The sequence below is a fragment of the Streptomyces sp. JJ38 genome (genome assembly GCF_019303475.1).
Classification (GTDB): Bacteria; Actinomycetota; Actinomycetes; order Streptomycetales; family Streptomycetaceae; genus Streptomyces.
The window spans coordinates 177629-197453 of record NZ_JABLSI010000001.1; the positions used below are offsets into that span (position 1 = coordinate 177629).

The 19825-nt window shown below is 73.1% G+C and carries 16 protein-coding genes and 1 pseudogene; 9 read left to right on the forward strand and 8 right to left on the reverse strand.

The window, feature by feature from the left end; all coding sequences use genetic code 11:
* The first annotated feature begins 34 nt into the window (after positions 1-34).
* The 6 genes from HPT28_RS00740 to gdhA all read left to right on the forward strand — a co-directional run bounded on the left by HPT28_RS00740 (position 35) and on the right by gdhA (position 9664).
* Complete coding sequence (locus HPT28_RS00740; protein WP_308119028.1) at positions 35-2485, forward strand: AMP-binding protein; 2451 nt, start codon at positions 35-37, stop codon at positions 2483-2485.
* A 58-nt stretch (positions 2486-2543) separates the two neighbouring features.
* A complete protein-coding gene (locus HPT28_RS00745) occupies positions 2544-3641 on the forward strand; it encodes a Zn-dependent alcohol dehydrogenase (protein ID WP_219088222.1) in 1098 nt (365 codons plus the stop codon).
* A 26-nt stretch (positions 3642-3667) separates the two neighbouring features.
* The gene (locus tag HPT28_RS00750) at positions 3668-5131 is read left to right on the forward strand and encodes an aldehyde dehydrogenase (RefSeq protein ID WP_257577839.1); all 1464 of its coding nucleotides are present in this window, start codon (positions 3668-3670) and stop codon (positions 5129-5131) included.
* A gap of 46 nt (positions 5132-5177) precedes the next feature.
* Positions 5178-6725, forward strand: a complete 1548-nt coding sequence (locus tag HPT28_RS00755; RefSeq protein ID WP_219088223.1) for a long-chain fatty acid--CoA ligase — start codon at positions 5178-5180, stop codon at positions 6723-6725.
* 59 nt (positions 6726-6784) lie between these two features.
* Positions 6785-8068, forward strand: a complete 1284-nt coding sequence (locus tag HPT28_RS00760; RefSeq protein ID WP_219088224.1) for an FAD-binding oxidoreductase — start codon at positions 6785-6787, stop codon at positions 8066-8068.
* A 246-nt stretch (positions 8069-8314) separates the two neighbouring features.
* On the forward strand, positions 8315-9664 hold the full coding sequence (gdhA, locus tag HPT28_RS00765; RefSeq protein WP_308119029.1) for an NADP-specific glutamate dehydrogenase: 1350 nt from the start codon (positions 8315-8317) through the stop codon (positions 9662-9664).
* A 42-nt stretch (positions 9665-9706) separates the two neighbouring features.
* On the opposite strand, the gene HPT28_RS27320 is transcribed toward gdhA, so the two are convergent.
* Together HPT28_RS27320 and HPT28_RS27550 are read right to left on the reverse strand one after the other, a co-directional pair.
* Positions 9707-10888, reverse strand: coding sequence for a serine/threonine-protein phosphatase (locus HPT28_RS27320; protein WP_308119030.1), 1182 nt, complete (start codon positions 10886-10888; stop codon positions 9707-9709).
* Positions 10889-10939: 51 nt separating this feature from the next.
* Positions 10940-11014 (reverse strand): annotated as a pseudogene (locus tag HPT28_RS27550) (hypothetical protein); the annotation flags it as partial.
* 502 nt (positions 11015-11516) lie between these two features.
* Between HPT28_RS27550 and HPT28_RS27325 the strand changes: the two are divergent.
* Positions 11517-12092, forward strand: a complete 576-nt coding sequence (locus HPT28_RS27325) for a hypothetical protein (protein ID WP_306824557.1) — start codon at positions 11517-11519, stop codon at positions 12090-12092.
* Here the strand turns inward: HPT28_RS27325 and HPT28_RS00775 are convergent.
* The 5 genes from HPT28_RS00775 to HPT28_RS26525 form a co-directional block, all read right to left on the reverse strand.
* Positions 12070-12282, reverse strand: a complete 213-nt coding sequence (locus tag HPT28_RS00775) for a hypothetical protein (RefSeq protein ID WP_219088324.1) — start codon at positions 12280-12282, stop codon at positions 12070-12072. The two genes, HPT28_RS27325 and HPT28_RS00775, sit on opposite strands and share 23 nt — an antisense overlap.
* A gap of 614 nt (positions 12283-12896) precedes the next feature.
* Positions 12897-13823, reverse strand: coding sequence for a LysR family transcriptional regulator (locus HPT28_RS00780; protein ID WP_219088225.1), 927 nt, complete (start codon positions 13821-13823; stop codon positions 12897-12899).
* Positions 13824-13825: 2 nt separating this feature from the next.
* A complete protein-coding gene (gene fdhD / locus HPT28_RS00785; RefSeq protein WP_219088226.1) occupies positions 13826-14662 on the reverse strand; it encodes a formate dehydrogenase accessory sulfurtransferase FdhD in 837 nt (278 codons plus the stop codon).
* Positions 14662-15999, reverse strand: a complete 1338-nt coding sequence (locus HPT28_RS00790) for an MFS transporter (RefSeq protein WP_219088227.1) — start codon at positions 15997-15999, stop codon at positions 14662-14664. The genes fdhD and HPT28_RS00790 overlap by 1 nt, the downstream gene beginning before the upstream one ends.
* Before the next feature lie 463 nt (positions 16000-16462).
* Entirely contained in the window at positions 16463-16591 is a 129-nt protein-coding gene (locus tag HPT28_RS26525; RefSeq protein ID WP_257577840.1) for a hypothetical protein, read from the reverse strand.
* Positions 16592-17065: 474 nt separating this feature from the next.
* On the opposite strand from HPT28_RS26525, the gene HPT28_RS00795 reads away from it, so the two are divergent.
* Both HPT28_RS00795 and HPT28_RS00800 read left to right on the forward strand, forming a co-directional pair.
* Positions 17066-17230, forward strand: a complete 165-nt coding sequence (locus HPT28_RS00795; RefSeq protein ID WP_219088228.1) for a hypothetical protein — start codon at positions 17066-17068, stop codon at positions 17228-17230.
* Positions 17227-18645, forward strand: coding sequence for an NAD(P)/FAD-dependent oxidoreductase (locus HPT28_RS00800; RefSeq protein WP_219088315.1), 1419 nt, complete (start codon positions 17227-17229; stop codon positions 18643-18645). The genes HPT28_RS00795 and HPT28_RS00800 overlap by 4 nt, the downstream gene beginning before the upstream one ends.
* A 284-nt stretch (positions 18646-18929) precedes the next feature.
* Here the strand turns inward: HPT28_RS00800 and HPT28_RS00805 are convergent, their stop codons facing one another.
* A complete protein-coding gene (locus HPT28_RS00805; RefSeq protein WP_219088229.1) occupies positions 18930-19778 on the reverse strand; it encodes a lytic polysaccharide monooxygenase in 849 nt (282 codons plus the stop codon).
* Positions 19779-19825: the final 47 nt, after the last annotated feature.

Genomic DNA, 19825 nt, shown 5'->3' on the forward strand with positions numbered 1-19825 from the left:
ACCAAGGAGAACGTCCCATGCAGAGGAAGCAGTCGTGGCCGTGAAAGAAACGCCCCAGCGGGAGGGAAACGTGGCCTCGCACCGTCCGCGACCGGCCGTCAGGCCCGAGCAGATGGGGGAGGACCCGCCCACCGCGACGCTGACCGGGTTGCTGTCCGAGCGTGCGCGGCGATCGCCGGATCGGGAGTTCCTGCGCTTCGGAGACGAGTCCTGGACCTTCGCCGAGATCGACGCCTGGACCTCCAGGCTGGCGCATCGGCTGATCGAGGTCGACGGCGTCCGGGCCGGCGACCGCGTAGCGATCATGCTCCCGAACATCGTGCAGTGGCCGGTCGTGTGGCTGTCCGCGCTGAAGGCCGGCGCCGTGGCGGTACCGGTCAATTCTTCGTACAAGCAGGCGGATCTCACCTTCCTCCTGCGGGATTCGGGAGCCCGGGTCGTGTTCACCGACCACGAGCGGGCACCGCTTCTGACGGAAGTCGCCTCCGACGAGCGCGACCTGGCGGACCTGCGCATCGTCGATGTCGCTGAGGACGGCTCCGGGCCCTTCCCGACGACCGCGCCGACGGTGCGCGCCACCGCCGAGACTCTGGCGAACCTGCAGTACACGTCGGGCACCACCGGTTTCCCCAAGGCGTGCATGCTCACCCACGACTACTGGGTGCGGCTGGGCTGGACCTGCGCCGCGGTGACCGGCCTCGGGCCCGAGGACGTCCTGCTCACCGCCCAGCCCTTCTCCTACATGGACCCGCAGTGGAACACCGCGCTCGCCCTGACGACCGGGGCCCCGCTGGTCGTGCTGCCGCGGTTCTCCGCGTCGGGCTTCTTCGCCGACGTCCGCCGCCATCGCGCGACCTTCTTCTACGTTCTCGGGTCCATGCCGACGCTGCTGTTCAAGCAGCCGCCGAGCCCTGATGACCTGGACAACGAGGTGCGCCTGGTCCTCTGCTCGGGCGTTCCGGTCGGGATTCACGCCGAGCTGGAGAAGCGTTGGGGCGCGCCATGGCGGGAGATCTACGGCATGACCGAGTCCGGCGTCGACCTGTTCAGCCCCGTCGACGACGTCACCGCCGTGGGGAGCGGGAGCCTGGGTGTCCCGGTGCCGACGAAACGCGTCCGGGTGGTCGACCCGCAGGGCGCCGACGTGCCCGAAGGCGAGCCCGGCGAGCTGATCGTCTCGGGGAAGCCGATGATGCGCGGCTACTGGAACCGTCCGGAGGACACGGCCCGGGCGCTGCGCCGTGGGGGTCCCCCCGGCGATGAAGGCGTAGCCGCAGGTGGCGGCTGGCTCCACACCGGCGACGTCGTCGTCCGCGAGCCGGACGGCGGCATCCGGCTGGTCGGGCGGATCAAGGACATGGTGCGCCGTGGCGGCGAGAACATCGCGAGCGCCGAGGTCGAGGCCGTACTCGAACGCGACGACGCGGTCGTGGCCAGCGCGGTCGTCGCCGAACCCGACGAGATGCTCGGCGAAGAGGTCAAGGCCTTCGTCCAGCTCGCCGCCGGGGTGCCGGCCGACCGCACGACCGCCGCGCGGATCATCGACCGGGCCGGCCGGCAGCTTGCCCGCTTCAAGGTGCCGCGCTACGTCGAGTTCGTCGCCGACTTCCCGCGCACACCGTCGGAGCGCGTGTCCAAACCGGCCCTCAAGGAGCGTGCCGCGGCCGAGCCCGGCGTCGTGCACGACCTGGGCGCCCGGCGCGAGACCGCGGGTGCGCCCACCGCCCCGTCCACGGACTTCCTCGGCGTCGACGTCGTCCGCGACGTGGCGGTGCTGACACTGCGCCGTCCGGAGAAGCTGAACGCCATGGACGTCGCCACGCGGCTACGGCTGGCGAGCGTCGTCCGGGAGTACGGCGCCGGCGCGAACGTGCGCGGGATCGTGCTGACCGGCGAGGGCCGGGCGTTCTCGTCGGGTGAGGACCTCGGGTCCGCGCCCACCTCGTACGAGGAAGTCCGCGCGGCGTTCGAGAGCTTCCACGACATCACCCGGGCCATCGTGGAGACGCGGGTCCCCGTCATCGCGGCGGTGAACGGCCTCGCGGTGGGCGGCGCCTCCGAGATCACTCTCTGCTGTGACGCGCGGATCGGAACCCCGGCTACGGAGTTCTACCAGCCGGAGAACGGCCGCGGCATCACGATCTCGAACGCGTCGAGCCTGCTGCTGCCCCGCCTCGTCCGCAACCACGCGATGCGCATCGTCCTCGGCTCGCCGCGGATCGGCGCCGAGGAGGCTCTGCGGGCCGGTCTCCTCGACGAGATCGTCGCGTCGGACGGACTGGTCGACCGGGCCGTCGACCTGGTCCTCGAGTGGACGCCGGAGAACAACACGACGGCGCTGCACCTCGCGCTCCTGCGCCCGCGGCCCGAGGAGATCGAGCAGGCCTTCGCCCGCGAGGACGTCGCCGCGCGGAAGGCCTGGGAGAGCGGCGTGTTCAGCGCCGGCATCGAGGACTTCTGGGCCGCGAAGGGCACCGGCGCATAGCCCCGGGACGGGGGCGACACCGCACATCCACACAACGAACGACAGAGGAGACTGGGACGTGATCGACACAGAGGCCGCGGTGCTCACCGCGGTGAACGAGCCGCTCGAGATGACCGCGATCCAGGTGGACGATCCCGAGCCCGACGAGGTGCGTGTGGCCGTTTCCCACGTGGGTCTGTGCCACAGCGACCTGCACTACATGACCGGAACGGTGCCGACCCCGCTCCCGGTGGTGGTGGGCCACGAGGTGGCCGGCGTGGTCGAGGCGACCGGTTCCGCGGTGACCGGACTGCGCCCGGGCGACCGCGTGGTCGGGGCGCTGACGCCGTCGTGCGGCCGATGCGTCAACTGCGAGGCCGGCCGGTCGACGCAGTGCGGGCGCGTCGAGGACGTCCGGCGCCGGCCGCGGCCCGCCTTCCAGCTGGCGAACGGCCAGCCGGTCGAGCGGCTCGGCGACGTCGGCGCGTTCTCGCGGCACACCCTCATGCGGGAGAACGCGCTGGTCAAGCTGGATGGCGCGATGCCGCCGCACGTGGCGTGCCTGCTGGCGTGCTGTGTCATCACCGGCGTCGGCGCCGTCTTCCGCGGCGCCCGGGTGCGTCCGGGGAGCACGGTGGCGGTGATCGGCTGCGGGGGCGTCGGGTCGGCCATCATCCAGGGGGCCAGGCTGGCGGGAGCCTCGGCCGTCGTCGCGATCGACCTGGACGAGGCGCGGCTGAAGGCCGCGCGCGGCTACGGCGCGACCCACGTCGTGAACGGAGGCGCCGAAGACGTCGCCGCGGAGGTGCGGAACCTGCTGGGCGACGGGGTCGACTACGCGTTCGAGGCCGTCGGCTCGGCGCGCACCGCGGCCACGGCGCTGTCGGTGCTGCGGGCGACCGGCACCGCATGCCTGGTGGGCATCGCCCCGGACGGCACCGAGCTCACGCTGCCCGCGTCGGACTTCTTCTTCGGCGAGAAGCGCCTCATCGGCTCCTACATGGGCTCCGGTCAGGTGCGCCAGGACATCACCCAGCTCGCACGCCTGTACCAGCAGGGGCGGCTGCTGCTCGACGAGATGGTCACGCGCGTCATCCCGTTCGGCGAGATCAACGAGGGATTCAAGGCGATGCGCGGCGGCGACGTGACCCGCATCGTCGTCGACCTCCAGGACTGACGAACACGGATGCAGAGGTGACGCACATGCCGAACAGCGAGACGGCCATTCCCCAGCCGGTGAACTACATCGCGGACGCCTGGAGCGACTGCGAAACGGTCCGGGACGCCTGGAACGTCGACCCCAACACCCGCCGGCCGGTGCACCCCATGGTCACGACCGGGGCCGCGGACGTCGAACGGGCGTTGCGGCACGCCGAGCGCGTGTACGGCGTCGGCCGGTGGGACGACGAGGCTCGTCGAGAGCGCGCGGACATGCTCGAACGGGTCGCCGCGCTCGTCGAGGCCCGAACCGAGGACATCGCCCGCACGGATTCCCTGACCAGCGGCGTGCCGATCAGCGTGACGCGGAAGGTGGCGGCCTTCCTGCCCGCCAGGATCCGGGCGACGGCGGCGGACCTGCTGAACATCCCCCGCGTCCGCGCGCTGGCGGCGGACGGCCGCGACGTCCGCCTGTACAAGGTCCCGTGGGGACCGGCCGCGATCCTCACTCCGTGGAACGGCCCGAGCTTCATCCCCGCGGCGAAGGTCGTGAGCGCTGTCGCCGCGGGCTGCCCGGTGATCCTGAAGCCGTCGGAGCACGCTCCGGGCAGCGCGCAGATCATCGTCGAGTGCTTCGTCGAGGCCGGACTGCCCGCCGGCGCACTGCAGCTTGTGCACGGCCGCGGCGAGGTGGGCGCGGCGCTGACCGGTGACCCGCGCATCAGGATCGTTTCGTTCACCGGGGGGCCGGCCGCGGGCCGAGCGATCGCCCGCGCCGCCGCGGAGGACTTCAAGGTCCTTCAGCTGGAGCTCGGCGGCAACAACCCCGCGCTCGTCCTGGACGACGCCGACGTCGAGGTCGCCGCCGACGGCATCTTCGAGGGCATGACCAAACTGAACGGTCAGTGGTGTGAGGGACCGGGCAAGGTGCTCGCCCACCGGAGCGTGCTCGAGCCGCTGCTCGAAGCGCTGACCGAGCGCATCGCCAAGGTCGTGGTCGGGCACTCGCTCGACGAGAGCGTGGAACTCGGCCCGATCTCGAACGCGCCGCACTTCGCGACGCTGGAGAGCCGGATCGAGGGACTGCGCGCCCTGGGAGCCACCCTCCACCAGCCGGCCCGGATGCCCGAGCTCGACGGCTTCTTCCTCCCGCCGACCGTCGCCGCCGGGGCCGACCCGGACCAGGCCACCGCGGAGCTGTTCGGCCCCCTGGTGTCCCTGCACGCCGTCGACTCCGACGAGGAGGCGCTGCGGATCGCGAACTCCAGCCCCTCCGGACTCGACGCCTACGTGTTCGGCGGCGACGTCGAGCGGGCGATCGAGGTCGGCTCGCGGGTGGTCTCCGGCGAGGTGCGCGTCAACGGCGCGAAGCTGGCCGACCTCGGCGACGATTCCGCCCAGAGCTTCTGGGGCCCGGCCGGCATCGGCGGCCACGGCCCGGCCGAGTCGGTGCGCGTGTTCTGCGGCGACCGGGTGGTCGGCGTCGACTCGCCGGACCTTCCCCTGTAGCAACGCCCCGCCCGACGACCGCACCCACCGCCACCGGAGAAGCCCCATGCTGAACCTCTCGATCCTCCTCGAAGACTCCGCCCGCGCGTACCCGGACCGGGACGCACTCGTGCTCGGCTCGAACCGGCTGACCTACCGCCAGGTCGACGCCGCGGCGAACCAGGTCGCCAACCTGCTGGTGGCCCGCGGCATCCGGCCCGGCGACAAGGTCGCGCTGAGCTGCCCCAACCTCCCCTACTTCCCGATCGTCTACTACGGCGTCCTCAAGGCCGGGGCGGTCGTGGTGCCTCTCAACGTCCTCCTCAAGGGCCGTGAGATCGCCCACCACCTGGACGACGCGGACGTCTCGGCGTACTTCTGCTTCGAGGGAACTCCGGAGCTGGCCATGGGCGCGGAGGGCCACGCCGGATACCGCGAGGTCGAGGCGGTGGAGCACTTCTTCGTCATCACGGCCGACCCGGAGGCCCCCAGCCCGATCGCCGGTACCGAGACGCTCGGCCAGGCCCTCGCGGGCATGAGCACCGTGTTCGAGTCGGTGGTCAGAGAGCCCACCGACACCGCGGTCATCCTGTACACGTCGGGAACGACCGGCCAGCCCAAGGGCGCCGAACTCTCCCACGCCAACACCATGATGAACGTGCTGGCCAACAACCGGCTGTTCCGCAGCGAACCGGCCGCCGACAGCCAGGTGGTGTGCCTTCCGCTGTTCCACACCTTCGGCGCGACGGTGCAGATGCACGCGGGGTTCTCCGTCGCCGCGACCCTGCACCTCGTGCCGCGCTTCGACGCGCGTGCGGTGGTCGAGCTGATGAACCGCGAGGTCATCACGTTCTTCGCCGGCGTTCCGACCATGTGGTGGGGACTGCTGGGCGCCCTCACCGACGACATCGACGTCGACCGGATCGCCGCGAACCTGAGGATCGGGATCTCCGGCGGCGCGGCCCTGCCGGTCGAGATCCTCAACCAGGTCGAGCAGCGCCTCGGCATCACCGTGCTCGAAGGGTACGGGCTCTCCGAGACGTCGCCCGTCGCCACGTTCAGCGACCCCCGGCACGACCCCCGTCCGGGCTCGATCGGCGTCCCGATCTGGGGTGTTGAGCTGAAGCTGATCCGGCCGGACTGGACGGAGGTCACCGAGGCCGGGGAGGTCGGCGAGATCGCCGTCAGGGGTCACAACGTCATGAAGGGTTACTACAACCGCCCGGAGGAGACGGCCGAGGCGATCCGCGACGGATGGTTCCGCACCGGAGACCTCGCCCGACGCGACGAGGACGGCTTCTACTACATCGTCGACCGGGTGAAGGACCTCATCATCCGGGGTGGTTACAACGTCTACCCCCGCGAGATCGAGGAGGTCCTGCTCACCCATCCCGCGGTGAGCCTGGCGGCGGTCATCGGCGTCCCGCACGACAGCCACGGCGAAGAGATCAAGGCGTTCGTGATCCCCGAGGAGGATTCCGCCGTCACGGCCGAGGAGCTCATCGCCTGGGGCAAGGAACAGATGGCTGCCTACAAGTACCCCCGCATCGTCGAACTCGTGCCGAGCCTGCCGATGACGGGCACCGGAAAGATCCTCAAGCGTGAGCTGACCTGAGTCCGTACCGAGCCGCAACGGCATCCCCCACCGCGTACGACGAAAGCAGGGAACGCGAGATGAAGACGGACCACGTCGAGTACACCACCTTCACCGGGTGGGTCGGCCCGCCCCGCGACGTCCAGCCCGCCCTGCGAGAAGACGTCGCCTGTGAGGTCGCGGTCGTGGGCGGCGGCCTGGCCGGCATGTCGACGGCGCTGCGGCTGGCCGAACGCGGCCGGGACGTGGTGCTGCTGGAGGCCGAGTTCTGCGGCCACGGCTCCGCCTCGCGCAACGCCGGGCAGGTGGCGGGCGCCCCGGGGGGCGACATCCAGCTCCTGAGCATGCTCTACCCCAGGAGGTTCCCCGGCGTCGTCCGGATGGCGGAGAACTCCGCGCACTTCCTGGAGCGGCTGATCGAACGGCTGGACATCGACTGCGACTACGAGGCCACGGGCAACGTCTGCGCCGCCGTGTCCCGGGGGCAGACGGGGCGCGTGCGTCGCGTGACGAAGCTCCTGCGGAAGGCCGGTGCGAAGGTCGAGCTGGGCACGAGCGCGGAACTGGGGATCCCCCGCGGATTCCTCGGCGGTATGCGCGAGTCCGTCGGCGGGATGCTGAACCCCGGCACGTTCAGCCTGGGCATCCGCCGCGCCGTCCTCGCGTCGAGTGCCCGGGTCTTCGAGCGGACGCGCGTCACCGACGTCACGCGGGACGGCGATCGGGACAGCGATCACGCCGTGATCAGGACTCCCGGGGGAGAGGTGCGCGCGAACAAGATCGTGCTCGCGACGAACGCCTTCGGCGGCGAGTTGGCCATCACCCCCAAGCGGCTCTCCGTACCGATCTGGGTCACCGAGGTTGAGACGGAGCCGATCGACCCCGCGCGCCTGGCCGCGCTGGGGTGGACCAGTCGGTCGGGGGTGGTGACCCAGCACAACATCATGGAGAACTACCGGCTGACCTCACGCAACACCATCGTGTTCGGCGTCCGTCGGCTTCTCCGGGGAAGGGACTACCCACTTCCCCGGCGGCAGCCGGACGAGGCCGTCGTCGCCGATCTCGCCCGCGCCTTCGAGCGGCGCTTTCCCGCGCTCGCCGATGTCGCGGCCGCGCGGGCCTGGGGCGGATGGGTCGCGATCACCTCGTCGTGGCTTCCGCTCGCCGGTCGGATCGGCGACAGCGTCTTCTACTCGGCCCCCTGCAACGGCCATGGCCTGGCCCAGGCGCCGTATACCGGTTCCCTCATCGCCGACCTGATCGTCGACGGGGAACGGCATGAGGACCTGGAGGCGATCTGGGCGAAGAAGCCCACGTTCCCTCGTCCCGTGATGATGGGCGCTGCGGGGCTGCGGACCATCTAAACCGTCGACCGCTTCAACGACCTGGTCAACGGAAGCCGTCGCAACGCCCGACGCGGCGCGGGGCTCGGGGCCGACTGACCGGGCCCGTTGACCGAGGACGGCCCTCGGCGACTGGGCGCGGACCGTCCCGCAGAGCGGGTGGCGCACGATGCCGGCGCCGTGAGTAGGGGAGCGCCCCGACGCACGGACTCCGCCGCCGGTAGCGTCGGGCGGGCGACGAAACCTCTCAGACAGGAAGCAGGCGCGGTGAAGAAGCTGAGCGCACACGTCGAAGCCGTCCAGGCGGAGATCAGCCGGCGCAACCCCGGCGAACCGGAGTTCCACCAGGCGGTGACCGAGGTACTGGAGTCCCTCACACCCGCACTCGACCGGCACCCCGAGTACGTCGACACGGGAATCCTGGAAAGGCTGTGCGAGCCCGAGCGGCAGCTCATGTTCCGGGTCCCCTGGGTCGACGACCGCGGCGCCGTGCGCGTCAACCGGGGCTTCCGGGTGGAGTTCAACAGCGCCCTCGGCCCGTACAAGGGGGGCCTTCGGTTCCACCCGAGCGTCAACCTCGGCATCGTGAAGTTCCTCGGCTTCGAGCAGATCTTCAAGAACGCGCTGACCGGGATGGCGATCGGCGGGGGCAAGGGCGGGGCGGACTTCGACCCCAAGGGCCGCTCGGACGGCGAGATCATGCGGTTCTGCCAGTCCTTCATGACCGAACTCCACCGCCACCTGGGCGAGCACACCGACGTGCCCGCCGGAGACATCGGCGTGGGTGCGCGTGAGATCGGCTACCTCTTCGGGCAGTACAAGCGGATCACCAACCGCTTCGAGGCCGGGGTGCTGACCGGCAAGCCGGTGGCCTGGGGAGGCTCGCACGCCCGGACCGAGGCCACGGGCTACGGCGCGGTGTACTTCGCCGAGGAGATGCTCACCACGCGCGGCGGCGGATTCGACGGTCGTCGGGCGGTGGTCTCCGGCTCCGGCAACGTGGCCGTGTACGCGGTGGAGAAGGTGCACGCCCTGGGCGGGCGCGTGGTGGCCTGCAGCGATTCCTCCGGATACCTCGTCGACGAGGACGGTATCGACCTGGAGCTGCTGAAGGATGTCAAGGAGGTGCGCCGCGCCCGTCTCTCCGCGTACGCGGAGGCGAAGCCGACCGCGCGCTTCTCGACCCACGGCACGGTGTACGACGTCCCGTGCGATGTCGCCCTGCCCTGTGCGACACAGAACGAGGTGCGGCGCGACGACGCCGTGGCGCTGGTCAAGAACGGGGTCCTCGCCGTAGCCGAGGGAGCGAACATGCCCTGCACCCCGGAGGCGGTGGAGGTGTTCCGCGAGGCCGGGGTGCTCTTCGGCCCCGGGAAGGCGGCCAACGCGGGCGGCGTCGCCACCTCGGCGCTGGAGATGCAGCAGAACGCGGCCCGCGACAGCTGGTCCTTCGAGCAGACGGAGTCCCGGCTCGCCGCGGTCATGCGCGGAGTCCACAGCCAGTGCCGCGCGACCGCCGAGGAGTACGGCGGCGCTCCGGACGACTACGTGCTCGGAGCCAACGTGGCCGGGTTTCTGAGAGTGGCGCAGGCCATGACGGCTCAGGGCGTCATCTGACGCCGTCGGCAGCGCCCGGGACGTCGGGAGTGCGCTGCGGGCTCACCCGTGGTTCCGGGCGCTCCCGTCGGCGGGCAGGGCCTGTTCCGCCCAGATCACCTTGCCTTCGCCCCCGTGCCGCGTGCCCCAGTGCTCGGCGAGCTGCGCGACCAGCAGCAGGCCGCGGCCGCCCTCGTCGAAGGTGCGGGCGCGGCGCAGGTGCGGGGCGGTGCTGCTGGCGTCGGAGACCTCGCAGGTGAGCGTGGACTGGAGGATCAGCCGCAGCCGGACGGGGTCCCGGCCGTAGCGGATCGCGTTCGTCACCAGCTCGCTGACCATGAGTTCCGTGGTGAAGGACAGCTCGTCCAGATCCCAGGCGCCCAGCGTCCGGGTCGTGAAGGCGCGGGCCCCGGAGACGGCCGTCGGGTCGGACGGGACGTCCAGCGTGGCGACGTGTCCGGGGTCGAGGGCCCGCGTCCGCACCACCAGGAGTGCGACGTCGTCGGCGGGGCGGTCGGGCAGGAGAGCGGTCAGCAGCCGGTCACTGACCTCCTCGGGCGAGCCCGGTGCCCGCGTGAGGACGTCACACAGCGCCGCGCGGGCGGCGTCCACGTCGCGGGTCCGGCTCCGCACGAGGCCATCGGTGAAGAGGGCGAGCAGACTGCCCTCGGGCAGCTCGAACTCGGTGGTCTCGAAGGGGAGTCCGCCCAGCCCCAGGGGTGGGCCGATCGAGGCGTCCGGAAAGGCGACCGACCGGGAGGGTGCCCCGTCACCGCCCGACGGGGTGGCGACGGCGGGCAGCACGTGTCCGGCGCTGGCGAGGGAACACACCCGGGAGACGGGGTCGTAGACGGCGTACAGGCAGGTCGCGCTGGTCTCGCCGTCCTCGGGGCCCTCTTCGCGTTGCAGCCGGATGACGACGTCGTCCAGGTGGGTGAGGAGCTCGTCCGGCATCAGATCGATGTCGGCGAAGGCGCGCACGGCCGTCCGCAGTCGGCCCATGGTCGCCGAGGCCTGCAGACCGCGGCCGACGACGTCGCCCACGACGAGGGCGACCCGGGCTCCGGACAGCGGAATCACGTCGTACCAGTCGCCGCCCACTCCCGCGCGGGCCCCGCTGGGCAGATAGCGCGAGGCCGCCTCGACGGCGGACTGCTCGGCGGGGCGTTGCGGCAGCAGGCTGCGCTGGAGGGTGAGCGCGGTGTGGTGTTCGCGGGTGTACCGGCGGGCGTTGTCGATGGACACGGCCGCCCTGGCCGCGATTTCCCGGGCCAGCTGGAGGTCGTCGTCGGTGAAGCGCTCCGGCGTTTGGTGCCGGACGAACTGGGTGAGGCCGAGGACGCGTCCGCGGGCCTGCAGGGGCAGCAGCAGGACGGAAGTGGAAGCCGATGGTCCTCGGGGTGCCGCCGGGTCGCGGAGGGGGCACCAGCCATGCGGGCACCTCCGAGTGCGTCACGTGGTACAGGAGGGGCTGTCCCGTGGTCAGCACGTGACCCGGCTCCGACCCGGCCGGGTAGCTGTGGGTATGGCCCGCGTCCACGGTGGAGTCGGGGCAGCCTTCCAGACGGGACCGCTGGGCGACGCGGCGCAGCACCGGAACATCCGCCGACGGGCCCGTGGGGTCCTCGTCGAGCACGGAGTCGAGGAGGTCGACGGTGACGAGGTCGGCGAAGCCCTCGGTGCCGACGTCCGCCAGCTCCTGAGCGGTGCGGGTGACATCGAGTGTGGTCCCGATGCGCCGGCTCGCCTCGTTGGTCAGGACGAGTCTCCGCTGTACCCGTCGGTCGCGCTCCTCCTGGTACACGGCGACGACTTCCTCCGCACCGCGGTCGGCGTACGCGAAGGTTTGCGCCGTCAGCCGGACCGATGCGGCGTGGATCAGTTCCCAGTCGTCCGTGAGGCGGTGCGCCTCCCCTCGGACCAGTTCGAGCAGGTCCAGGTGGCCGTGCCGGTAGCCGCGGAGGAGCGCGCTCAGCGGCAGCCCCTGCTCGGCGCCCCTGCGGGCGACCTCGCGGGCCGTGGGCGGAATCGCGGCACGGGACGGGTCCGCGCCGCGTTCGAGGAGGTCCAGGAACGTGGCGATGTGTTCGGCCGTCTCCGCGAGGAGCAGGGCCTTGTCGTCGTCGTGACGGCCCTCGGCAGGCGTGGTGAGGAGGCGCAGTTCGGGAAGCTCGTCGCGCATGCGCCGCAGCACCGCTTCGGCGTACTGCGGCGCACGTGGCCTGACCTCCTGGGCCAGACGCCGAAGGAAGGCATCGACATCGGTCCCCATGGGAGCAACGTACCGAAGGGTTCGCATGGGTGCCCCTCGGGGGACCGGAGACGGCCGCGGGGCGAGCAGCCCGGCCAGGTGGCGCAGCGGCCGCTCCCCGTGCAGGACGCACAGCGCCGTGCCCAGGGTGGCCAGAGCCCCGGGTCGGCCGCGCTCAGGCCGCCCGGCGGGCTCTGACCCGGGTCGCGATGCGGGCGGTCCGCCGGGCGCGTCGCGTCGCCCGGCTGCCGGTCAGCCCGGCCGCTTCGCGGTCCTCCTCGACGCGGCGTTCGAGCTTCCCGTCGTCCGGCCGCCGGGGCAGGCCGCGCCCGTGTCCGTGGTTCGGGGCGCCTTCGACGTCCTTGTTCGACTTGTGGTGATGGGCCATCGCACTACTCCCTGCCTTGCCGGACGGTGAAGGGCTGCGGGCGCGATGCCCGGAGGACGCCAGGGCACTGCCTCCTCCGGGGCGGTGGCTCCCGGGCCAGAGGCCGGGCAGCGGACCGAGCAGCGGACCGAGCAGCGGAGGGCACCGTCGTGCACATCGGCGACGATCATGCCGTCCGGTTCGGCCCCGCCGCCGAGGAGCGGCGAGGCGACGTGGTTGCTCGCTGAACGGTCCGAAGAGCCGCAGGGCGAACCGGACGCCATCGACATCTCACTCCCAAAGCGAGCTGGATACTCACCACTGAAACCCTCCTCCCGGAGCGCCGCAAGCGGGGTGCCACGCCCGCGGCCGCCTGCCCGCTTCCGGCCGGGAAGCCCCCACGACCTCGGCCTTCCCCGTCCCCCATGGGCACTCACGGCCCGCCGCTCCCCGTCGGGTGGCGGGGTGTGGTCAGCGCTCCCGGCCTGGCCGAGAGCCGCTGTCGGCGCCTGGCGGTGTTCGCGTGCCGGCCGGGCACGCGAGCCGGAAGGCTGAGCCGCGCGCCCACAGCGGCCAGTGACGAGCCGGTCATGAGACACGTGCAGGTCACGACCGAGCCCGCCGGGGCCATCGGCTCACGGACCGGGGCGGGGCGGCAGGCTCTCCAGGACGGTGGCGGTGTCGATGTGCCGCGCGGCCTCCAGCAGCGCCCTGGCGATGACCGAGCCCGGTTCCCGTGCCGCGGTCACGAGCCCGATCGGTGCCGTCCGCTCCGGTTCCACCAGCGGGACGGCCCGCATGCCGGGCGGGACTCCGACGACGTGCAGCCCGGCGTACGGCACGATGCTGGCCCACTGGCCGGTCCGGACGTGCGCGAACAACGCGGGTACCGAGTCGGTCTCCACCCTCGGCGCCGGGTGGAGGCCGAGCCCCGTGAAGACGTCGTCCACCAGCCGCCGTCCCTGGAGGTTCGGGGCGAGCAGGCACAGCGGCAGGCGGGACGCCGCGGACCAGGTCGCGTTCGGGTGCCGGGCGAGATCCTCGGCCACGCTGGTCAGCAGCGCGTAGCGCTCCTCGTAGAGGGGCTGGGTCCGGAAGCCCTCGGAAACGTCCTCACCCAGATAGGTGATGCCTGCGTCGAGTTCGAAGCTCCGCAGCCGGCGCAGGATCTCCCCGGCCGGCAGATCCGCCAGGATCTCCACTGTGACCAGCGGGTGTGCGGCGCACAACGGCCCGGTGAGCAGCGGGACGGCGCCCGTCGCGGTCGGGACCAGGCCGATCCGCAGGCGTCCGCTGAGGCCGGTCCGCAGGGCGTGGACCTCGTCCTGGAGCGCGTCACGGTCGGCCAGGATCCGCTGGGCCCGTACGACGATCCGCTCGCCCTCGGGGGTGAGGCCCTCATACGCCCGGCCGCGCCGGACCAGCAGCACGTCCAGTTCCTCCTCCAGCTTGCGGATCGCCTCGGACAGGGCGGGCTGGGACACGTGGCAGGAGCGCGCGGCGCGGGCGAAGTGCCGCTCGCGGGCGAGCGCGACGAGGTACTCCAGCTGACGGAAGAGCATCGCTAGCCCGCGGTCCCGAGGTCGACGCGGGTGGCGCCCGTGTAGACGTTCATGGAGTCGCCGCGCAGGAAGCCGACGAGGGTCAGCCCGCTCTCCTGCGCGAGGTCCACGGCGAGGGAGGAGGGTGCGGAGACGGCCGCGAGCAGCGGCACGCCCGCCATCACGGCCTTCTGGACCAGCTCGAAGGAGGCCCGGCCGCTCACCATCAGCAGGGCCTCCCGCAGCGGCAGGAGCCCCTCCCGCAGGGCGTGCCCGACGACTTTGTCGACGGCGTTGTGCCGGCCCACGTCCTCCCGCAGGCACAACAGCTCGCCGTCGGCGGTGAAGAGTCCAGCCGCGTGCAGGCCGCCGGTCGCGTCGAACACCCGCTGGGCGGCCCGCAGCCGGTCGGGCAGGACCTCCAGCACCTCCGGCGACACGCGCAGCGGGTCCTGCGCGACCGTCCAGGCCGCCGAGGTGCGCACGGCGTCGAGGCTGGCCTTGCCGCACAGTCCGCACGAGGAGGTGGTGTAGAAGTTCCGTTCCAGCGAGGCGGCGGGCGCGGGCACGCCGGGGGCCAGTGCGACATCGACGACGTTGTACGTGTTGCCGCCGTCCGCGGTGGCGCCGGCGCAGTAGCGGATGGCGGTGACGTCCTCGACGGCGTGGACGACGCCCTCGCTGACGAGGAAGCCGGCCGCGAGGTCGAAGTCGTCGCCGGGGGTGCGCATGGTCACCGTGAGGGGGCGGCCGCCGACCCGGATCTCCATCGGCTCCTCGGCGGCCAGGGTGTCGGGGCGCTGCGAGGGAACCCCTTTGCGCAGGCGCAGCACCGGTCGTCGTACGGTCACTCGGCCCATCATCGGCTCCTCGTCCTGTCGTTCGGCGCGCTGCCGCGCGGCTGTGCCGTCCGGTCACCGGCAGCGCTCCGGCCATCAGTACCCCCGGCCGGCCGGGCCCCGGCGGCCGGGGCGCGGAAGTACCCGGCCGGCGGCGTTCCCGGGCGGGGCGGATGCCGTCGGCTGTAGGTGGCCGCGACCACCAGGCACAGCACTCCTATGGTGGCCATACTCTCCAGCTGAGCGGGGTAGGAGACGGCGTCCGCCGTGACGGCGAGGAGCAGCGGGGTGAGGAAGCCGCCGGAGGCGGTGATCTGGTAGAGCGTCGCGGCCGACGGCCGGAAGGACTCCGGCGCCAGGCGTTCCATCTCTCGCAGCCCCGAGGCGAGGGCGAGTCCGTACCCGGCTCCCAGGACGATCGCGGCCGTCACCACCAGGCCGGCGGAGCCGCGCCGCACGGCGAGGGCCCCGACGAGCAGTCCGGCGATCACCGTGGCCATGGCGACGAGGGTGGCCCGCCCGCCGCACGCGTGGTCGAGCCGGGCCGCCCACGGCTGGACGACGGCGCCCACGGCGAGCGTCAGCGCCGCCACCAGGCCGCTGAACAGCGGGGCGTGGCCGGGGACGTGGCCGGCCACCAGCGGTGGCAGCACGACGTAGGCCACTGTGGCGGCGCCGAAAACGGCGGGGGTCGCCGGAAGGACCACCCACCGGAACCGGGGGTGGCCGACGGCCGCCCGGAGCAGCCGGGCGGGGTGCGGGCGGCGACGGGTGACAGCCCGGCGCGGCGCGGTCTCGGGCACACCGCCGGTGGCGCCGAGCACGAGCAGGCAGACGAGGGCGTGGACGAGGCAGGGGACGGCCGTCGGGAACGGTGCCCACTCGGCGAGTGCGCCCGCCGCCAGCGCGCCCGCCACGAAGCCGCTGCCGGTGGCGTACACCGCGCGGCGAGCACCGGCGTCCGGACGGCCGGACGCCGTGGAGAGTTCCCTGAGCCAGGCGGTCCCGGCGGCGAACACGCAGCCGGCGGCGACGCCCGTGGCCAGGCGGCTGACGTACACGGCCACCTCGGAGACCGCCGCCAGTGCCAGCGTCACACTCGCGGCGGCGCACAGGACCAGCGCGCACCGCACCACGCGCCGTCGGCCGTGCCGGTCCGCGGCGGGGCCACCGAGCAGGAGACCGGGCGCGAGGCCGAGCAGATAGGTGGAGAACATCGCGGTCAGCGAGACGGAGTGCCAGTGGGCCGACATCCGGTACACGCTGGTGAGCGGGGTGAACTGGTTGGCTCCCCACGCGGCGGTGGAGACGGCGGCGGCCGCCGGAGTCCAACCGTGTGTGACGCGGGGCGTGGGCATGACTAGGCCAACTCCTCTGCTCGTGTCGGGTGTTCGTCGTGCGGGTGGGGTGGCGGCGCGCGGGGCGGGCGCCTGCGTGGCCGTGCGGCCAGGCAGCCGTACGGCCTCGCGGTGACGTGGCTTCGGCGTTTGCCGGCGGCGTGCCCGCCGCCGGGGCGGCGCGCTGAGCCGGGGACGACCGCCGGGGCGGAAACGGAGCCGCGCGGCCGGTCGGGCCGCGTCCTGCGGAGGGCCTGAGGGGTGCGTCAGGCGGCGCCTGCCGCGGTGGCGACGGGTGTTCCGGGGCTGGTCTGCCGGGGTGTGCCGCCTCCTCGCCCGGAGTCCCCGGTGGCGGGTGCCGCACGGGTGAGGGGTGCGGGGTGCGGGCCGGGCGAGAGCTGGTGCGGAGGCCCGGACAGCACGGAGGCGTGCCCGGGAAGCGGCCCGAGGGGCCGGGTTTCGGGGCGGTTCGGGGCGGCTTCGTTCAGCCGGGCCGGCGGCGAGGGTGGGCGAGGGGGCGCGGGCGCACGGCGAGGGCTGTCGCCCGTGGGGTCGGGAGGAGACACCGGTGGGTGTCGATCGGGTCCTCGAACGGGTCCTCGATGGTGCTCATCGCCTGCTGTCGTCCCCTTCCGGTGCGTAGGGCGCACTCGGACGCGCCCCGGGCGGGAGGAGGACGGCGGGTGCCGGCCTTCGCAGCTCACACCCAGGGCGTTGCTGTTCTGTTGGCCCCTGTCAGTGTCCTGGCACGCTCGCGGGTAAGTCAAAGAGACGTTTCTGCTCACCTGATAGACGGCGCCTATCATGCTCTTCCTCTTCCTTCCCTGCCGAAGAGACGGTGTTACCCATGGCGGCGCTGACGCACGGCACTCCCGACCAGCCGGAGGCGCGGCACGTGGAGGAGGCCGGGCCAGGGCGACCGCTGACGTCGGTGCGCGCCACCGTGGGCCGCGATGGGGCGGTGGTGAGACGATGGCCGGGCTGACGCCGAGAAGGCCGGCCCGGCCGCCGGCCGGCCTCGGGTGTGCGCAACCCACGGGCAGGCCGCCCCCGGCCTGCCCGAACGCGGCCCGCGAAGGTGCACTGCATGCCGACCCGCCAGACCTGCCAGACCCGGCTCATCGACGACGCCGACCCGCCCGTGTGCGCCGCGGGTTCGGGCTCCGTCCCACCGTCGGTGTCCGGCGTGGAGGACGCGGCCCGGACCGGCGTCCTCGCCGGATGCCTGCCGACCGCCGCGGCGGCGTCATGACCTCGGCGGTCGTCGTGGGCGGCGGGCCCAACGGGCTCACCGCCGCCGCCCTCCTGGCGAAGGCCGGGCTGCGGGTCACCCTGCTGGAGGCCGCGGACGAGACCGGCGGCGGCACTCGCAGCCACGAGGCGATCCTGCCCGGGCTCCTGCACGACCACTGCTCGGCCATCCACCCCCTGGCCGTCACCTCCCCGGCGCTCCGCTCGCTCGAACTGGAGCGTCACGGGCTGCGCTGGCGGCTGCCGGAGGTCGACTGCGTCCACCCGCTGGACGACGGGACGGCCGGAGTGCTGCTGCGCTCCGTCGAGGAGACCGCAGCCGGGCTCGGCCCCGACGGCCGCCGCTACCGGGCCCTCGTCGGCCCCTCGGTGCGGCGCTGGGACACGCTGGCCGAGGACGTGATGGGTCCGCTGCTGCGGGTCCCCTCGCATCCTGTGCTGGTCGCGCGTTTCGGCCTGCCGACGGCCGCTCCGGCCGCCCTCCTCGCCCGCGTCTTCCGGACGCCCCAGGCACGGGCCCTGTGGGCCGGTGTGGCCGCCCATGCCTTCCGGCCGCTGTCCGAACCGTTCAGCTCGGCGATCGGGCTCGGCATCCTCACCGCCGGCCACGCCGCGGGCTGGGCCGTGGCCGAGGGCGGATCGCAGGCCATCGCCCGCGGCCTGGAGGGCGCGTTGAGGGAGTACGGCGGCGTGATCCACACCGGTGAACGCGTCACCGACGCAGCGCAGCTCCCGCCCGCGGACGTCACGCTCCTCGACCTGGACCCCGGTCAGCTCGTCCGGCTCTACGGCGACCGGCTGCCGCGCCGGGTGCGCGCCGCCTACCGGCGCTTCCGCCGCGGACCCGGCGCGTTCAAGGTCGACCTCGCCGTCGAGGGCGGCGTGCCCTGGGTGGCCGACGACGCCCGCCGGGCCGGGACCGTCCACCTCGGCGGCCCGCTGTCCGAGGTGGTCCGGGCCGAGAGGGACGCGGTGGCCGGACGGATGCCTGAGCGTCCCTTCGTCCTCGTCGGTCAGCAGTACCTGGCCGACCCCTCCCGGTCCGTGGGAGACGTGCACCCCGTCTGGGCGTACGCCCATGTGCCGCACGGATACGACGGGGACGCCACCGAGGTGATCCTGCGGCAGATCGAGCGGTTCGCCCCCGGCGCCCGGGACCGCGTCGTGGGCCTCCGCGTCACGCGTCCGACCGACTTCGCGGCGGCCAACGCCAACTTCACCGGCGGCGACATCCTCACCGGGGCCAAGACCGTCCCCCAGCTCCTCCTCGGCGCCCGGCCCGCCCTGGACCCGTACAGCACCGGGGTGCCCGGCGTGTTCCTGTGCTCGGCCGCGACGCCGCCCGGCCCCGGGGCCCACGGCATGTCCGGCGCGGGCGCGGTGGCCTCGGCGCTGCGCTACCTCGCCACCGTCTGAGGTCCGCTGTCACGCCCCCGTGCGCCCGCCGCGCCGCGCGGCCTCGCCGCCACCTTCGCCCGCTCGTCCCGCGGGTCGGCGCGTTCCCGCCGGAACGCCCGAAGGGCGTCGGCACTCATGGGCTCGGGGCCACCGGTCATACCCGCTCGCGTGGGGTGCGGTCACCGGGGTTCCCCGGACACCCTCAGGCCCGCGCTGCGTACAGGGTCCGGCGCATCGCCATACGCCCCCGCCCGACGCGGACGCTGTCGGAGTCGGACGGGGGCGCGCGGCCGGGCCCGGGCTCAGGCTCCGGGGCGGCGACGCGAGAGGCGGGAGAGCAGGAAGCAGGCGGCCGTGAGCCCGACGGCGCCGACCCCGGCCAGCGTCTGCGGCAGGACGGTGCGCTGTTCCCCGGCCGGGGCACCTCCGTGGCCGTGGTGGCTGACGGTGGAGTGGGGGAGCCCGTCCGCGATCTGCTGCTCCGTCGGGGCCTTCGGTGCCGACTCGGCCGAGGCGGCGGCGGAGAACGTCACGTCCGAGCAGCTGTAGAAGGCCTCCGGGCTGTCACTGCGCTGCCAGATCTTGTAGAGCAGGTGACGGCCCGTCCGCTCGGGGAGGGTGCCGCCGAACTCGTAGTAGCCGCTCGGCGCGCTCCGGGTGACGTCGGCCACGGCCACCGGCGTCGGATCCAGGTCCGACCACTTCAGGGGCTTGGTGGGGTCGTAGCCCTCCTTGGTGATGTAGACGGTCATCGTGCCCAGGTGGGGGGCCGTGACGCGGAACCGGAAGTCGGCGGCCCCGGCGGAGACGGGGGTGGCGGCCCAGTCGGTGCGGGCCCAGTCGAGCGCCTTGTACTTCTCCCGGCCCGCCGAGCAGAGCTTCCCGTCGGGGATCACCTCCTGGTGCCGCCCGTTGACGTTGGCGAGGTTGACCTCGTTCCAGTCGTAGAGGGGCTGCGTGCCGCTCTCCGCGATGAGGTCCTTGCACACCTGGGAGTCCGGGTGCTCGGGCCCCTCCGCGTAGCAGGCCGCAACGCGGCTGACCGGGTCGTACATGGTGCCGTGCGCGGAGGCCTGTTCCGCGGGCAGGAGGAGCAGCAGGGGAGCGGCGGCGGCGACGGCCGCCACCCCCGCCGTGGTACGTGCGGACATGTGGGGGTGTCCCTTCTCCAGTGCGGTGCTCAAGTCGGGTGCCACTC

Bases quoted from the DNA above. Each gene is read 5' to 3' on its own strand.
- HPT28_RS00750 (WP_257577839.1), top strand. From the start codon at position 3,668: ATGCCGAACAGCGAGACGGCCATTCCCCAGCCGGTGAACTACATCGCG.
- HPT28_RS00755 (WP_219088223.1), top strand. From the start codon at position 5,178: ATGCTGAACCTCTCGATCCTCCTCGAAGACTCCGCCCGCGCGTACCCG.
- HPT28_RS00760 (WP_219088224.1), top strand. From the start codon at position 6,785: ATGAAGACGGACCACGTCGAGTACACCACCTTCACCGGGTGGGTCGGC.
- HPT28_RS00775 (WP_219088324.1), bottom strand. From the start codon at position 12,282: ATGGCCCATCACCACAAGTCGAACAAGGACGTCGAAGGCGCCCCGAAC.
- HPT28_RS00780 (WP_219088225.1), bottom strand. From the start codon at position 13,823: ATGCTCTTCCGTCAGCTGGAGTACCTCGTCGCGCTCGCCCGCGAGCGG.
- fdhD (WP_219088226.1), bottom strand. From the start codon at position 14,662: ATGGGCCGAGTGACCGTACGACGACCGGTGCTGCGCCTGCGCAAAGGG.
- HPT28_RS00790 (WP_219088227.1), bottom strand. From the start codon at position 15,999: ATGCCCACGCCCCGCGTCACACACGGTTGGACTCCGGCGGCCGCCGCC.
- HPT28_RS26525 (WP_257577840.1), bottom strand. From the start codon at position 16,591: ATGAGCACCATCGAGGACCCGTTCGAGGACCCGATCGACACCCACCGG.
- HPT28_RS00795 (WP_219088228.1), top strand. From the start codon at position 17,066: ATGCCGACCCGCCAGACCTGCCAGACCCGGCTCATCGACGACGCCGAC.
- HPT28_RS00800 (WP_219088315.1), top strand. From the start codon at position 17,227: ATGACCTCGGCGGTCGTCGTGGGCGGCGGGCCCAACGGGCTCACCGCC.
- HPT28_RS00805 (WP_219088229.1), bottom strand. From the start codon at position 19,778: ATGTCCGCACGTACCACGGCGGGGGTGGCGGCCGTCGCCGCCGCCGCT.